The sequence below is a fragment of the Rhodococcus sp. KBS0724 genome (assembly GCF_005938745.2).
Lineage (GTDB): Bacteria > Actinomycetota > Actinomycetes > Mycobacteriales > Mycobacteriaceae > Rhodococcus_F.
In genome coordinates, this window is the sequence record NZ_VCBX02000002.1 from 233,578 (window position 1) to 249,352 (window position 15,775).

Genomic DNA, 15,775 nt, shown 5'->3' on the forward strand with positions numbered 1-15,775 from the left:
GACGGTCGGACCATCGGTATGTCAATGGCCACGAAGTTCTCCCCGTAGGCGGCCAGTAGTTCTCCCCGCTGGTGGCCACGGGTTCTCCCCGGTGGCGGCCAGTTGTTTTTCCCCACCCGCTTTCTGATTTGGGTTAGCTGAAGGGCTTCACCCCTTTGCCGGTGGTGGCTTCGGTGAGGCGGAAGGAGTCGCCGTCGGTGACGACGACGTGCGCATGGTGCAGGAGCCGGTCAACGGTGGCGGTGGCCAATGTTTTGGGCATGATCTCGTCGAAGCCGGAGGGGTGCAGGTTGCTCGAGACGGCAATCGCTCGGCGTTCGTAGGCAGCGTCGACGAGGCGATAGAATCCTTCGGCGGCGTCTTCAGAGACCGGGAGCAGACCGATGTCGTCGACGATGATCAGGTCGGAGCGGATGATCCTCGTCAGGGCTCGGGCGATGGAGTCGTCGGCACGGTGCCGGCGGACCAGGGCACCGAGGTCTTCGATGGTGAACCAAGACACCGCCAGCCCAGCTTCGACTGCGGCCTGCCCGAGTGCCTCGGTGAAGTGAGACTTGCCAGTTCCCGAAGGCCCACAGACGCAGAAACATTCACGCCGCCCGACCCACTCCAGGGTGCGGAGCGCGTCCTGGGTGGCGCGGGGAATCGACGATTTCGTTTCGTCCCAGTCGCCGAAGGTCTTGCCGGTAGGGAAACCCGCGCGTTTGCGGCGAGTGTGCAGGTTCGCCCGGTCCCGGCCGGCGGCTTCCTCAGCGAGGAGAACCCGCACGACTTCGGCGGGGTCCCAGCGTTGGGCTTTCGCGGTCGGGATGATATCGCTCAAGGACCTGCGGATATGGGGCAGTTTCAGGCGTTTAGTCAGGTCGATCGCCTCGGTCAACGGGTCGCCGTTAGCGCTGGTAGCAGTGCGCAAAGGGGTGCTCATCAGGCGTCATCGCTTTCATCGTCAGTAGTGGCAGGGCTGGCCGGCGCTGGTGTCTGGCCGAAGGTGGACCAGGCGGCGGTGCCCGGTTGCAGAGTGTGGTTCTCGCTGCGACGGACCGGATCAGCGTGTTCGTGGGTGACTTGGTAGTCGAGGATCGAGATCAGGTCCCGATCGGCGAACCGGCCGGTCATCGCCGCCGTCCCCAACGCTCTGTCGACTGCGTCCGGGGAGTGCAACTTCGAAAGGTCCACGGCCTCGGCCATCTTCGCCCTGATGCGGCGCGCTCCCGCGGCGGCAGCCTCGACCAGCCAGCTGTTGGCACCCTGGCCCAACTGTAGGAAGGCGAGCTCGGCGGCGGTACGAGGCTTGGGCACCCGGTCGGCGGCGTCGCGGTCTGGGCGGGGTGGGTAGTGGTCGTTGTCGAGGACCGGTGAACCGGGTTGGCCGCGGCGGTGCCGCGCGACTTCGACTGCACCGCCATCATTGTCGACGGCGGTCACGATCAGCTCCTCACCATGGAAGCGGGCCCAGACCCGAGTGTCGATCAACGTGTGCGGCACCGAATACCGCACCCCTTCCACCGAGATCGTCGACTCCCAGTTCACCCGCCGGGTGGTGCCGAACACCGCGGTGAACGGAGATTTCGGCAGCGGATGCAGCCGCTGCAACTCTTCGGCCAGCCGCTCGACCGGCCGCCGCCGAGTAGAGCTGTGGACGCGGGTGTTGACGTCGGTGCAGAACTGCCGGCAAGCCGACTCGAGCTCACCGAAAGAGTGATACTGCTCGCGCAGGTTCACCTCCTTCGGCAACAGGTCGGCTTTGGCGATCCGCACCGTCGCCTCACTTCCTCCCTTCGACTCCGGATCAGCAGGTAAACACGTCCGCAGCGTCGTGCCGTAATGCCGTGCCACCTCCACGATCTCCGGATTGCGGACCGCGATCCCGGCCACGTGATCGATCGTCGCGGTCTTCTCGTTGTCGGTGAGGACATAGACCGGAACCCCGCCCACGCGGCGGAATGTCGCATCCAAACACGCCGCCACCGTCGGCAATGTCTTGTCCCAGATCGGGATCACCACCCGAAATCGCGACCACGCCAACCATGCGCAGAACAACGTCGTCTTCCGGCCGGAAATCGTTGGCCCGTCACCGAAGTCGTACTGTAACCACAGCCCAGGTTCGGTTACCCACGGCCGATACACTCGCCGCCGACCAGCCCGAAACTGGGCCTTCGCCTCCGCGACCGTCCGGCGCGTGGTCCGCTCACCGCCGGTGAACCCGAGCGCGACGATCCGTTCGTGGATGACATCCGCGCGGACCTTGCCCTGCGAGCGGACCACCAACTCCTCGATCTTCGGCAGAAAGTCGTCGATCGCCCGCGCTCGATGCCGCCGGCGGTCCGGCGGCTGCCCCGCAGCGCGCATCTGCACATACCGGGCCACCGTGTGGTGATCACACCCAGCCAGCTCCGCCGCCGCCCGATAACTACCCGTGAGGTCGTACGCCTCCAAAATTTCCATGATCTCCCTGCTCGATTTCATCCACCCAGCGTTGCCGGGACCGAATCTGACTCACAGCAGGTGGGGAACTATCTGGCCGTACGCGGGGAGAAACCATGGCCACAAAATGCGCCATAAATGGCCGCCATTGGGGAGCTTACGATGGCCGTCGACATCGGTATTGGCGAAGTTCGGTGGTCCGGTAGGACTCTCGACGACCAGCAGACGCTCGCTGCACTCATTGATCACCAAGCATGCACCCCGTGCACACCAAAAGATTCTCGACCGCATCACCACCTCGCTCGCCGAACAGTCCGTGATCATCCCCGGCAGCCGGGCCGCCGACCAAATCTTGAAAGTACTTGCTACGTAACTATTAACAAACATGGAAGCGCGATCCGATCTGGAGACACAGTTCGAGGAGGCGCTCCAATCGCACCCTTTCGGGCCGATCCTGACGTCGATGCCCGGCGTCGGAGTCAGGACTGGAATCAAGATCCTCCTCGAAGTAGGTGACATAGATAGGTTTCCGACTCCTGGCCATCTAGCCGTCTACGCTGGCCTGGCACCACGCACCCACCGTTCGGGAACCTCGATCAGAGGTGAGCACCAACAGCGAGCCGGCAACAAGCGATTGAAGAAGGCAAGGTTCCGAGCCGCGTTCGCTTCACTGCCCGACCCATCTTCCCGTGCCTACTACGACCGGAAACGCACCGAGGGGAAACGTCACAATGCGGCGATCCTGTGTCTGGCTCGCCGTCGCTGTGACGTTCTTTACGCGATGCTCACGACAGGAACGACATACTTGCATCCCGTCCGATCCGCTGCTTGATTACGGGATAGAAGCACCAGTGCTGAGCACCTAGTGGTGCAGGCGCTCCTCACCTCACCCCGACGGCTTTAAGGCACGAAAAATTCTAATGTCGTAGTTACGTTGTCAAGACGGAACTGGTTGTAGTGGTTAATGATTCGCTCAACCCAACAGGATGGCACTCCAATAATCGGGGCGCTCAGTCTCATTTCCTCTGAGATGTCAATGATTACAGAACTGCGACCCCCGTGGCCCCTCCGGTTCTGGGGGCTGAGTTGGTGGTGATGCTAGCCGGGCTCAGGTTCGCTCGTGAGCATCCTGGAACCGGTAAATGCGCAGACATCTGAAAGAGACGTCACCGACCCTGCTGTGCCAGTCGAGCTACAACAAAAGCATATTCGTCAACACGTTGTGCTGGCTGACCACGGTGCTGGTCGAGATTATCGGCGCCGTCACTGTGGAGGTGGTGCCGCAGACGTGGTGCCGCAATAGGATTCCGCATCCGACTGCCAGGATGCGATCACTTGCCCGCGGTCATGTCGGGTGATAAATTCAAACTTGATTATTTTCAAACAAGTATTGATTTGGCGGTTCGTCGCCACCGGTGCGTTCACGTGTAACTCACGTCGAGGATCGGACGTGAACCTGAGGGAGAGGCATACATGTTCGGAGTAGCTGTCAACGCTGATTTCGATCCCGACCAACTTCGTGAGAAGTATCGGATCGAACGTGAAAAACGCCTTCGAGTAGAAGGATCTGCTCAATACCGCGCGCCCGACGGTGCGCTGTCCAGCTACGTTGACGACCCTTATACGCCATACATCGAGCGTGAGCCTGTCACCGATGACATGGAGGCGGTTGTCGTCGGTGGTGGCTTCGGCGGCTTGCTCACCGCTGCACGTATGCGAGAAGCAGGTCTAAAGGACATTCGCGTCGTAGAGCAGGGTGGTGACTTCGGCGGTACCTGGTACTGGAACCGCTATCCAGGAGCTGCGTGCGACACCGACGCGTACATTTATCTGCCGCTTCTCGAGGAGACGGGCTACATGCCGTCGGAGAAGTATGCCAAAGGTCCCGAGATCTTTGAGCACTCCAAGCGAGTCGCCCGGCATTACGATCTATACACCAACGCACTGTTGCAGACTGCTGTAACAGACCTTACGTGGAGTGATGCCGATTCTCGGTGGATTGTCACTACAAATCGCGGCGACGTCTTCCGCGCCCGTTTCGTCGCCGTGACTGCCGGCCAGATGATGAAGCCCAAGCTTCCAGGAGTCCCCGGAATCGAAGAATTCAAGGGCCATTCGTTTCACACAACCCGGTGGGACTACGAATATACCGGTGGGGACAGCACCGGCGGGATGACAGGACTTACGGACAAACGAGTCGGCATCGTTGGCACCGGGGCCACCTCGATCCAGGCAGTACCTCATCTTGGGGCGAGCGCGGGTGAGGTGTATGTGTTCCAGCGCACACCGTCGGCTGTTAATGTACGAGCAAACAAGCTCACCGATCCGGAGTGGGTCGCTTCCTTGAAGCCTGGCTGGCAACGTGATCGGATGGAGAACTTCTCAACATTCGTCGCAGGCGGAGATGCGGAAACAGACCTGGTGAACGACGGTTGGACCGCGATCTATCGTGCGAGAACACTGACTGGCGGAGTGCTCGACGAAAAGGCCGACTTCCAGAAGATGGAAGAGGTGCGTGCGCGCGTCGATTCAATCGTCACGGATGTGAAGGTCGCCGAGGCGCTCAAGCCCTACTATCGCGCGCTCTGCAAACGCCCGACGTTTCACGATGAATATCTCGCGACTTTCAACCGCCCGAATGTCACGCTGGTCGATACTGACGGGCAGGGCCTTGAGAAGGTTACCGAGCGTGGGATCGTCGCCGGGGGAGTCGAATACGAACTCGATTGCATCATTTTTGCCAGTGGTTTCCAAATCGGCGGTCCGTTCACCAAGCGCGTGGGTTTTGAGATCCGTGGGCGGGGTGGGCAGGCTCTGAGTGATGCCTGGAAGACTGGAATCTCTACATTTTACGGGATGCAGACGCATAACTTCCCAAATCTATTCATCGTGGCCACAAATCAGGTGGGAATAAGTTCGAACCAGGGACATGTTCTCGATGTTCAGAGCCGTCACATCAGGTTTCTTGTACAAGAGACCTTGGAGCGGAATGCAACGGAGATCGATGTGACTGTCGATGCCCAAGACGAATGGGTCGCTGAGGTGATTCGGGGAGCTCGTTCCAACGAGGACTTCCTCAAATCTTGCACGCCGGGCTACTACAACAACGAGGGACAACCAAATATCCACGTTGCGCAACGTAACGGTGCGTACGCACCAGGAATCATGGCCTTCGACCGTATGCTCGACGAATGGCGATCAGATCGCGCCCTACCAGGCCTTGTCTTCGGAGGCGTGAAATGAAAACTTATCACCTGGGCCTTGACGGGCAAGGCGATACCAAACTCGAATCGCTCCCCCTTCCGTTCATCTTCAACGGGACGACGGCTACCGATCGGGATCGTGAGAGGGCACCCGGGCCTGAGATTGCCCAGAAATATGCCGCACTACGACTGCTCAAGCGGCAGGCTGGATTTGTAGAGAACACCGCAGCGCGCGCATATCCTCGGCTCCTGATCATCGCCTCGGGTTCAGTAGAGCTCACGACCGCGTACATGGTGGCCGAGTTGAGTCCGGGGGACGTGATGTACTTGGATGACTTGAACGGCGGTACCGGCGTTCTGACCTATGGTGAAGACACTCGAATCATCGAGATTGAAGTCTCTACCGACTGGAAACCCGAAGGGGTTGTGCCGCCGGTTATCAAAGACGCCGGTGTCGCGAACAAGGTTGTCGAGATGCACGTGGCAGATGAAAAGGCCCACTTTCGCGACGCCTCTGGCTTGTTCGATCTCCAGGAGACCGACGATTCTGCCGAATCGATTCTGGCAGTGTCATTCCTGGCATTCTCGCCTGACCTGGTGTCGGATTGGCACACTGAAGCAGCAGTTAGTATCGTGGTCGCGTTGTCTGGTGGATTCGAACTCCAGGTCGGTGGCCAGGGCGGGGAAGAGGTGCTGCGTGCGGGCGATGTTTGCCTTGTCGACGACCGCACCGGACAGGGCCACATCACCCGTATCCATGGTGAAACGCGCGTCGTGGCCATAAGGATTCCGAACGAGCATCGCTGGCGCTGACTTGACGGTGTGATCAAACGGAGCAACATATTTGGGTACCTTGACCAGCGGGTCCAGCATGCGGGCCGCCTCAGCGGTACCTCATTGAGTAGTGCCCGATTATCTGCCACCGGGGCGTCGAAGAGGTTGTTTGGTACACGTCAAACCGTCCGTCCGGGAATGGTCCGTCCGGTCGGGAGAGACGAGGCAAAGACCAAGCCGCCGTAGGCGAGTGTGTGATTCCTTGCGGATATGGACTCGTTGCTTACCGCGATCGCTGGTATCACGATTGAAGTCCTCCAATTGCGTTGTGCGACAACCTCTGAATGGGGTCATGCCACCTCGGCCGGCAAGGTTGGATGTCCCAGTTTCATGTCTGTACTGACCACAGATGCGTTCGTAGACATGAGTCACCGACGTTGCGTCGTATCACGGCCGATGCTGAGGCAATTCGTTGGCGGTTGGATATCGCGGGGTGTGAGAGCGCAAACACGTACTCCGGCTGGTCACCGGCGACCTCGATCGCACACAAGATGTGCACCTGCGGGCCGCCCCCGGGTGCTCCTGGCTCTCCAGCGCCGAGTCGAGGGCGATACTCGCTACGCTTCGGTGCAATCGAGGCGGAATGCATCGAAACATTTCGATAGTGGTGTCGGCGACAAAGACGGTTCTGATCGCGCAGGAAAGTTCTGCGGCGGTCGCCGCGATGTCATCTAGCAGTGAGCACCCTTCGGGGGCCACCTCGAGAGGTCTCCTTCTAGAAGGACAGGCGCCCTGCGGCATGGTGAAATCGTATCGACAACTAGCTAGTCATACATGCTGCACCTTGCCTCTAAAGTCCCTAAGTGGAGAGTATAAGTGCAGATTAAATGCACGAAATACGCATTGACTGGACTGAAATTCTGGCCAATACGTAGTGTTGACTAGGTTTATATAGCAGCTAAGCTGGTGATGTCGGATACTGGTCGAGGATGCCAAGAGCAATGACTGCCGACGTTGACCCAATCGATCGGTCGATCAAGAGGATGTGGAGTTATGTCAAGTACCTACTTTGAAGAGGTGGCGCGTCGGGCGATCGAGGCCGGGGACAGTATGGAGCCGATGTTCAATGACCGGATGCCGGCTTCGATGATCGACAAGCGCCTCACAGATCTGCTTGATTTGCGGGGGCGGCGGGTCGTGATCACCGGGGGTGGTGGCCGGGGGTTGGGGACGGCGTGTGCGAATCGCTTTGCTGGTCTCGGGGCTGATGTGGCCCTGGTCGATTTGAAGGTGGATGATCCCAGTGACACTGGCAGCCTTGCTGCGTATTCCGGGCCTGACCCCCATGGCGTTGCGGCGGCGGTTAGCGAGAAGTGGGGAACCAAAGCTTTTGGCGTGTTTGGCGATGCGATGGATTGGGAAGATATCAACCGCTGGATGGCCGAGTGCAACGACCTCCTTGGTGGTATTGACGTGCTGGTCAACAGTGCTGTCGACGTCGCAACAGGGGCTTTCAAGACTTGCACGGTCGAGGACATGACCCGCTCGGTGCGCGGCACGATCATGGGCCCGATGTTCACCAGTCGCGTCGCGCTCGACTATATGCGCCCGCAGGGCCGCGGCCACATCATCAATGTCGGTAGTGGCGCAGCGAATTCCCCGTCCGCACCGGATGTGCTGTTGTACGGCACTGGCAAGGCGTGGCTTGGCGAGTTCAGCAGGTTCCTTGCCGCCGAGGTCATCAGCGAAGGCGTGAACGTTCTCCAGGTCAACCCAGCGACAATGGTTCGCACACCCGAGCGCATTCCTACGACTTTCGACGAAAAGTGGTTCTATTCACGCCTGACTAACAAGGCCGGCCGGTACATGTTCCACGAAGAACTCGCCAACGTGATCGCGTTCCTCACCACTGACGCCGCCAGCCCCATCATTGGTGAAGTGATCAACGCCGACCTCGGATCCTCTCTTCACTGACCGTCCGTAACGACCACGGCGCTGAATTGCTGGCGCCACTATGACAAGGAGACCAGAGTTGTCACCGAAGAGCACTGATCCCGTACTCGTGACTTCAGCGACGGGACGTCAAGGGGGCGCCACAGTGCGGGCGCTGCTCGCCGATGGAACCTCTAATGTTCGAGCGATGGTTCGTGATCCGAACACTCCCAAGGCCAAACAGCTTGCCGCTGCAGGCGCCCACCTCGTGGTCGGTGATTTCGAAGATTTGGTGGCACTGCGGGCGGCCTGCATTGGTGTGCGTGCTGTGTTCTCGATGCAGAGCCCCATTATGTCGTCCGCAGGTGTTGACTTCAGCAGGGAGCGGGGGTGGGCCGACAACCTCGTTTCTGCGGCGTTGGCAGAGGGCGTGCCAACGTTTGTGCATTCGTCGACATCCGGTGTCGGCGAGCACCGCGATGCCCCTGGATGGAAGGAGGGCAAGTACCCATCGCAGTTCGATTATTATGAGAACAAGCTGTATGCGATCGAGCGCGTCCGCAATGCTGGTTTCGAGAGCTTCACGATCGTTCTTCCGGGAACGTTCATGACCCACTCGATGATCGATCCGTCGACATTCGCAGATGGTCGTCGGCTCGTCACCGTTGTTGCTCCAGAGCACAAGTTCCCGCTCATAGATCCTGTCGACATCGGCATCGCGTCAGCGGCGGCGATGAACGATCCCGCAACCTTCAACGGCGTGAAACTGCATCTGGCAGGCGAGATGCTCACCTTGGGCGAGATAGTCGAGATACTGTCCCGTCTTGATGGGCGGGATTACGTCGTCGAGTCCGGAACACCGGAAGAGGCTGCTGCCAACGGCCTCAACCCCGCGATTGCCGAATCTATGATGTTCGTGAATGTGCTCCAAGTTCCAGCCGTGCCTGAGATCGCGCGGTCGTACGGGCTTACACCAATCGGATTCGAGACGTGGGCGCGTCGAAAGCGAGACATGGACTAGCCCCATTCCTGTCGCTTGCCGGAATCGCCATCGCGCACAGAAAGGCGTTGGGAGCGATACCAACAGTATCGGTGTTCAACAGCACTCAGCGCCTTGTTGCCTGGCCTACGTGTTCGAACATTCGGTGCCAGTTGTTAGCTGGGTCGCCACATTCAATCTGTGACCAACGCAGCTGGAAGATCCGCGGTTGTCAAGCCGGATTGCGGTCGATCTTCGACAGATAGTTCGTCTCTGGCAACCCGACTCAGCCGGGCGCTGTTGTCTCCTCAGCTGGCCGACGACAGGAAGACCTCCTGCGACGAGAAAATGAACGGCTCCCGGCCCCGATTCGGGCGTCGTCCGTCCGAATTCCTGAAGTAAAATTCGACTGAGGAGCCTGTTCAAAGCTAAATTCAAACCATTATTGACATTTCGGCGACCGGTTCGTAAAATTGGGTGGCGCGATGCTTAGGATCGCCGAAAAATGCTCGGTTTGTGCAAAGTGGGAGTAGTCAGGGCAAGTCGCAAGCGTTCAACCGCAGACACGTTTCGTGCTCATAGTGCGGTTCGGCGTCGGCGCGGAACGACTGCGGAAACTCTTCGCGAACAAGTCGGCACTCGTCAAATCTTCTCCTTACAGGAAGGGAATCGGCTATGAAGGTCGGCGTTCATTTCAATTGGCAGAACTACACGGACTGGCCTCGATACCTTGCTAAAGATCCGCTTCCGCCGAAGATCTCAGATCAAGAGATCTACGAAGAGGAGATGTATCTAGCTGGCTTGGTCGAGCCGTTGGGGTTTGACTCTTACTGGGCTATCGATCATCACTTTTCTCCGTACTCGATGACGGGCGGCGCGCTTCAGCACTTGACCTACTTTGCGGGCAAGACCAGCAAGATCGATTTTGGGACCATGATCGTGGTGCTGCCTTGGTACGACCCGCTGGTGGTGATCGATCAGATTGCCGTTCTCGACAATTTGCTGCAGGGCCGACAGTTGACGCTTGGACTTGGTCGGGGTGCCGGTGTCCGAGAGTTTGATCCGTTCCGAGTTCCTATGGGTGAGGCTCGCGATCGGTTCAACGAATCACTTGAGATTATGCGTAAGGCTATGACCAACGAGTGGTTTTCCCACGACGGTCAGTTCTATAAGATTCCCGAGACGACAATTCGTCCGATGTTCCGTAATCCGGAGCGGCTTATGGAGCGTATGCGTGTCGCCTGGAGTAGTCCGGAGACGTTGCCGTTGACGGCCAACAATGGGTTGGGAATGCTCATGACCAATCAGAAGTCCTGGGATGCCTACAAACAGGATGTCGCCGATTTCAACAACATTCGTATTGGCAATGGGCAGAGCATCACCCAACCGAGTGTTGTGGTTAAGGTCGCGTGCTTTGAAGATGAGGCGGAAGCGTGGGAGTTAATGCGCCGTCATGTGCCGGAATCGACGAAGAGCAGCAAACACCACTATCAATTTGGTGATGTTGACCGATTCAAGAACACCAAGGGGTACGAGCAGTACGCAGCGATTGGTAAAGCTCCGGACGATGATGAACACCTGATCAAGGTGGGCGCCGAGCCGCAGGCGTGGGGTACTCCGGACCAGGTATTCGAGAAACTCCGACACATTCAGAGCATGACTGCAGCCGAGGAATTCATCCTCAATGTTAAGTTCGGAACAATGCCAGCAGAGAAGGCGGAGGAATCGATGCGGAGGTTCGCTGAAAAGGTCCTTCCGCGATTGCATGATCTCGAAGCGACCATGGATCCGTCGATTCTGGAGTTGACCCGCACCGAAAAGGCAACAATGGGCGAAATATTCTGATCACTTCGAGTGGGTGGAACAGGCTAAATATCGGAGAGATAGTAGCCGTCCATTCATATATCGTCGAAATGCGATTCTGATTGAAGAAGGAGAGCAGTTATGGGTGAAATTGCTGTTCCGAACCTACTGCTGGACGGTCTGCGTTTCGCCGAATGCCCTCGATGGCGCAACGGTAAGCTTTGGTTTTCGGACATCTTCAATCACCGTGTTATGACGGTCGACGAGGACGGTAATGCAGATACTGTCGTCGATTTCACGAGCGGCGAATTGCCGACAGGTTTAGGGTTTTTGCCTGATGGCCGGCTTTTAGTGGCTTTGATGAATGAGCCAAAAATCGTTCGGCTTGACGGGCCTGATGGTATCCGAGTTCACGCCGATATCGCGCACCTCGCAGTCGGCGGACTCAATGACATGATTGTCGATGATGCTGGGCGTGCATATGTTGGGGCGATGGGGACCAATCCTGCCTCGGCTATCCGTCCGGTGCTAGCTGATGGAAACATCATCTTGGTTGAGCCCGACGGTTCATCGAGAGTCGTTGCTGAGGAGCTGGACATGCCGAATGGTCCAGGTCTGAGCGCCGACGGCAGTACTTATATCGTCTCGGAGTTCCCTTCGTCGCGCCTCACATCGTTCGACCGTTCTCCTGACGGCTCTCTCTTGAACCGACGTGTCTGGGCAGATCTATCTCCAGGTACAGCTGATGGGATTGCTGTTGATTCATCCGGAGGGGTATGGACCTGCTCCCCGTTTACGAGGGAAGTGCGGCGAGTACTTGAGGGCGGCGAGATCACCGACGTGATCAGCTATCCGGATGACAAGATCCCGCTTGCATGTTGCCTCGGAGGGAGCACCGGACGGAAATTGTTCATCCTGATCGCGGTTGGTACCGTCGAGGACATCGGTGCACGAACCAATACATCGATTATAGAGGTCACGACAACGTCAGTCGGGTAGACGAGAATTACAGTGGACGGTGTTTGGCAATGTGGATTCTGTGGGTGGGCTGGGCTCTAACTGTTGTGGGTATGGACGTTGATGACGCTGTTGTGGGTATGGACGTTGTTGACGCGGGACTGAAGTAGACGGGCTGGTCCTCGGCGCGAGAATGGGAGTTGCGACATAGCCGTTCTCGACCAAAAAGGACCAGCCCTGTGACACACCGTAATGCCCCATTGACAGTGGAAGGAAGGCGACGCCTGATCGAGCGCTGCCATGACCGGCCGATCGCCCACATAGCCGCCGAAATGAGTATCTCCCGCCGATGCGCCTCCAAGTGGGTCAACCGGTATCGCGAGTACGGTGACCTGGGATTACAGGACCGATCCAGCACGCCGCACCATCAACCGACCGCCACAGCGGCAAGGCTTGTGGCCGAGATCGAAGCGATGCGACGGACCCGGAAATGGTCGGCCTCACGAATCACGTTCGAACTCCGAATGGATGGAGCCGTCATTGCTCGCCGGACGGTCACGAAAATCCTGCGGAACCTGGGATTGTACCGCCGCCGGTTCATCGACCCGAACGGCGAGAACAACCGAAAACCGCAGGTCATCATCGCGAAATGGCCAGGTCAGATGGTGCATGTCGACATCAAGAAAGTCGGAAAAATTCCGGACGGTGGCGGGTGGCGTGCCCATGGCCGCGGTTCCGACAAGGCCAAACGATCCCAGCGCAGGAAAACGAAGATCAAGCAACCTCGCATCGGCTACACCTACCTGCATTCCGCGATCGATGGCAACATAAGGCTGGCGTACACCGAGGCGCGCGACAACGAAACCGCCGCAACGGCCATCGATTTCATGAACAACGCACGCGTCTTCTTCGCCGCACACGGTATCGACCGCATCGAGCGGGTGATCACGGACAACGGATCATGTTATCGGGCAACAGATTTCACCGCTTCATTGCGAGAATCTCGGCATTATCGCATCAAGCCGTACACACCGAAACACAACGGGAAAGTCGAACGCTACAACCGCATCCTCGCCGAAGAATTGCTCTACTCCCGCGAGTACACCAGCGAGCAGCAACGACGTACTGCCGTTGAAGTGTGGAATGTTCACTACAATTATCACCGACCGCATTCAGCACGCGGAGGACGACCGCCCGCCGCTTACCGCCGGCACCGCGTAACTAACGTCCGTGCCTCATACAAGACGTTGTGGGTATAGACGTTGTGCACGGCGATGCGTTCGATGGGGGACTTGCCGTCGACGCCTGTGTGGGGTCTGTGGTGATTGTATTCGTGGAACCAGTCTTGGTAGGTCGCTGCGCGAGCGTCGTCGGAAAGGTAGGGACTGCCCCCACTTCGGTTGACTTGTGGGGTTGATAGTTTCAGGCCGCGTATGCGGTCTGGGTGATTGTCTCAAACTCGATCGGTGTGAGCTTTCCAAAGCGTCGTTGCCGACGTTTGCGATGGTAGGTTTTCTCGATCCAGGTCACGATCGCAAGCCGCAGCTGTTCACGAGTCGACCACCGTTGACGGTCGAGGACGTTCTTCTGCAACAACGAGAAAAAAGATTCCATAGCGGCATTGTCGCCGCATGCCCCAAATCTTCCCATGGAACCCTGTAAACCGTTGTCCGACAATGCGTGCACGAACTTTCTCGACCGAAATTGGCTGCCCCTGCCGGAATGTACGATCGTCCCGGCCGGCTCCCGGAGAGCGACGGCATTGGTCAGTGCACGGACAGCTAGTGACGCTTTCATTCGCGAATCGATCGAGTAGCCGACAATCTTGTTCGAATACACGTCCTTGATCGCGCACAAGTACAGCTTTCCGGTATCGGTCCGGTGTTCGGTGATGTCCGTGAGCCACACCTGGTTCGGCTTCTGTGCCGTGAACCTGCGGGCGACGAGATCGTCATGGACCGGTGGACCCGATTTCCTGTTCAGTCCCTTCTTCTTCGAGAACACCGACCAGATCCGTTGCTGCGAACACAACCGGGCGACACGGTTCTCGCCGGCGCCTCACCCGCGACTCGGCAATCCGGCAAACACGAACAATCCGTGATCCGCTGGTTATGCAACAAGAAACTCTGCAGGGAGGTTTTGGATTTCGCGAACGGCCGTCGCCTCGCGGATGAGTGGGCGATGCAAGTGTACCAGCGGGCCATCGCCAGAGGATATCGACACCCTCACGCCATCCATCTTCGCGCGCGCCTGGATCCGCATTATCTGACGCTGCTGCTGGCGTGATGAAATCCCTCTCGGTCCACAACTGCATACCAGTCGAAAACTCTTGCCTGCTTGATTTAGTGCACTTTCTCGCAGATCCGCTGAACCCATCACAGAAGGTTCAGCGGATCGGGAATCCTCTCGCAAGAACGCGGTCGAAGAGTCCGGTTCCGTAGGAGCCGATGCCTTCGATGCGACAAGGACGGATCCTTGCCCCGCTCGGTGCGGTAATTCATACGAGGCCCGAACGAGTCCCGTCGAGCTTGCCGGAAAACTTACGGCATCGACCCCTATGACGATCTGTAGTGATCTACCGGCGATAGGCAGGGCGCAGGATGCCCTTTTCGATGGGGTGACGTCATTGTCAATGTCAGCCGTGGAAAGCACACTTCGAGGCCGGCCTGTGACGGGCCACGTCCGCGCGGCAACGAGGTCGGGCAGGCTTGAAAATCAAGCTACCGAAGCAAAACCGGACCGGCGTCGCCGTCACAACAGAGTGGACAAACTCCGGCCAGTGCATCCGAAAAGGAGCAAAGTGATTCATGAGTCACACGTCTGTCGTGGCGACGACGCCTTATCCTGTCAGCTAGCCCCGGCCGGTCACTACAAACACATACATGCGATTTAGTTACATCGGAGCCAATTTTGGTGAATGTTTGGTCAACCGGCGATGTTTGTCAACGTCCCAAGGCCCTCGACGACGGCTTCGACGCGGTCGCCGGGAGCGATAGGGTAGGGCGGAGGTGGCGTCCCCAGCGCGATGACGTCGCCTGGCATGAGCGTGACATATTTGCTTGCATGGCTGAGGACTTCGCCAGGACTGAATTTGAAACGCGAGGTGTTGTTTGACTGGCAAACGTCCCCGTTGACGAGGCCGGTGATTGACAATCCATCAGTTATGTCTTCTCGAGTGAGATCTGTTGACACCCAGGGGCCTAGGATGCTGTACCCGTCCAGTGACTTTGCGCGGAACAGGTCGTGCGGGACGAACTCGCCGGCTGTCACGTCGTTGTATGGGGTGTAGCCGTAGATTGCCGACCACGCGTCTTCAACGGATGCATTCGAGAGCTGCCGCCCGACCACCAGGGCTATTTCGGCCTCCATTTCAACTGGGCCGGTCAGTATCGGCGAGCGGGGGATGACGGCGTTGGGTCCAAGATGATTCGTGACAACCTTGGGAAACAACCGAATCTCGGTTCCCTCGGGTACGCGGTCCTCGTCTTCTTTGAGGAATCCGCCCAAGACAACCAAAATTCGTTTGGGCTCTACGGGATTCAACAGTTTGACAGTTGGGAGACCTAGTTGCTGAGAACTGGCCTCCCACTGGCCGAAGGGATCGCCGGTGATGGGCACGAATGCTTCATCCTCGATCAGGCCGTAAGTGGGTCCGTCTGCAGTCAGTGCGCGCGCAAGTTTCACGACATCATTCTAACTTGAT

Annotated in this window: 12 protein-coding genes and 2 pseudogenes; 9 read left to right on the forward strand and 5 right to left on the reverse strand. The window is 58.2% G+C overall.

Going from position 1 to position 15,775, the window contains the following annotated elements; all coding sequences use genetic code 11:
- Window positions 1-133: 133 nt before the first annotated feature.
- A complete protein-coding gene (istB, locus tag FFI94_RS31990) occupies window positions 134-925 on the reverse strand; it encodes an IS21-like element IS1415 family helper ATPase IstB (protein WP_138873909.1) in 792 nt (263 codons plus the stop codon).
- On the reverse strand, window positions 925-2,466 hold the full coding sequence (gene istA / locus FFI94_RS31995) for an IS21-like element IS1415 family transposase (RefSeq protein ID WP_138873910.1): 1,542 nt from the start codon (window positions 2,464-2,466) through the stop codon (window positions 925-927). The genes istB and istA overlap by 1 nt, the downstream gene beginning before the upstream one ends.
- 421 nt (window positions 2,467-2,887) lie before the next feature.
- Here istA and FFI94_RS34870 point away from each other — a divergent pair, with 421 nt between their 5' ends.
- From FFI94_RS34870 to FFI94_RS32040, 9 genes are all read left to right on the forward strand, one after another.
- Window positions 2,888-3,256, forward strand: a complete 369-nt coding sequence (locus FFI94_RS34870) for a transposase (RefSeq protein WP_397495606.1) — start codon at window positions 2,888-2,890, stop codon at window positions 3,254-3,256.
- Window positions 3,257-3,566: 310 nt separating this feature from the next.
- A complete protein-coding gene (locus FFI94_RS32005; RefSeq protein WP_138873913.1) occupies window positions 3,567-3,782 on the forward strand; it encodes a hypothetical protein in 216 nt (71 codons plus the stop codon).
- A 115-nt stretch (window positions 3,783-3,897) separates the two neighbouring features.
- Window positions 3,898-5,667: an NAD(P)/FAD-dependent oxidoreductase gene (locus tag FFI94_RS32010; protein ID WP_138873914.1), complete on the forward strand. Its 1,770-nt coding sequence runs from the start codon at window positions 3,898-3,900 to the stop codon at window positions 5,665-5,667.
- Window positions 5,664-6,440, forward strand: a complete 777-nt coding sequence (locus FFI94_RS32015; protein WP_138873915.1) for a hypothetical protein — start codon at window positions 5,664-5,666, stop codon at window positions 6,438-6,440. Before FFI94_RS32010 ends, FFI94_RS32015 begins: the two co-directional genes overlap by 4 nt.
- 1,014 nt (window positions 6,441-7,454) lie before the next feature.
- Window positions 7,455-8,375, forward strand: coding sequence for an SDR family NAD(P)-dependent oxidoreductase (locus FFI94_RS32020; RefSeq protein ID WP_138873916.1), 921 nt, complete (start codon window positions 7,455-7,457; stop codon window positions 8,373-8,375).
- 40 nt (window positions 8,376-8,415) lie between these two features.
- The gene (locus tag FFI94_RS32025) at window positions 8,416-9,354 is read left to right on the forward strand and encodes an NmrA family NAD(P)-binding protein (RefSeq protein WP_138873917.1); all 939 of its coding nucleotides are present in this window, start codon (window positions 8,416-8,418) and stop codon (window positions 9,352-9,354) included.
- 633 nt (window positions 9,355-9,987) lie between these two features.
- Complete coding sequence (locus FFI94_RS32030; protein ID WP_138873918.1) at window positions 9,988-11,157, forward strand: LLM class flavin-dependent oxidoreductase; 1,170 nt, start codon at window positions 9,988-9,990, stop codon at window positions 11,155-11,157.
- Window positions 11,158-11,256: 99 nt separating this feature from the next.
- A complete protein-coding gene (locus tag FFI94_RS32035) occupies window positions 11,257-12,114 on the forward strand; it encodes an SMP-30/gluconolactonase/LRE family protein (RefSeq protein WP_138873919.1) in 858 nt (285 codons plus the stop codon).
- Between the two features lie 197 nt (window positions 12,115-12,311).
- Window positions 12,312-13,331: an IS481 family transposase gene (locus tag FFI94_RS32040; protein WP_138873920.1), complete on the forward strand. Its 1,020-nt coding sequence runs from the start codon at window positions 12,312-12,314 to the stop codon at window positions 13,329-13,331.
- On the opposite strand, the pseudogene FFI94_RS32045 reads toward FFI94_RS32040, so the two are convergent.
- The 3 genes and pseudogenes from FFI94_RS32045 to FFI94_RS32055 all read right to left on the reverse strand — a co-directional run.
- Window positions 13,274-13,456: pseudogene (locus FFI94_RS32045) on the reverse strand (integrase core domain-containing protein); the annotation flags it as partial. The gene FFI94_RS32040 and the pseudogene FFI94_RS32045 overlap by 58 nt on opposite strands.
- Before the next feature lie 38 nt (window positions 13,457-13,494).
- Window positions 13,495-14,127 (reverse strand): annotated as a pseudogene (locus tag FFI94_RS32050) (IS3 family transposase); the annotation flags it as partial.
- 870 nt (window positions 14,128-14,997) lie between these two features.
- A complete protein-coding gene (locus FFI94_RS32055) occupies window positions 14,998-15,756 on the reverse strand; it encodes a fumarylacetoacetate hydrolase family protein (RefSeq protein ID WP_138873921.1) in 759 nt (252 codons plus the stop codon).
- Window positions 15,757-15,775: the final 19 nt, after the last annotated feature.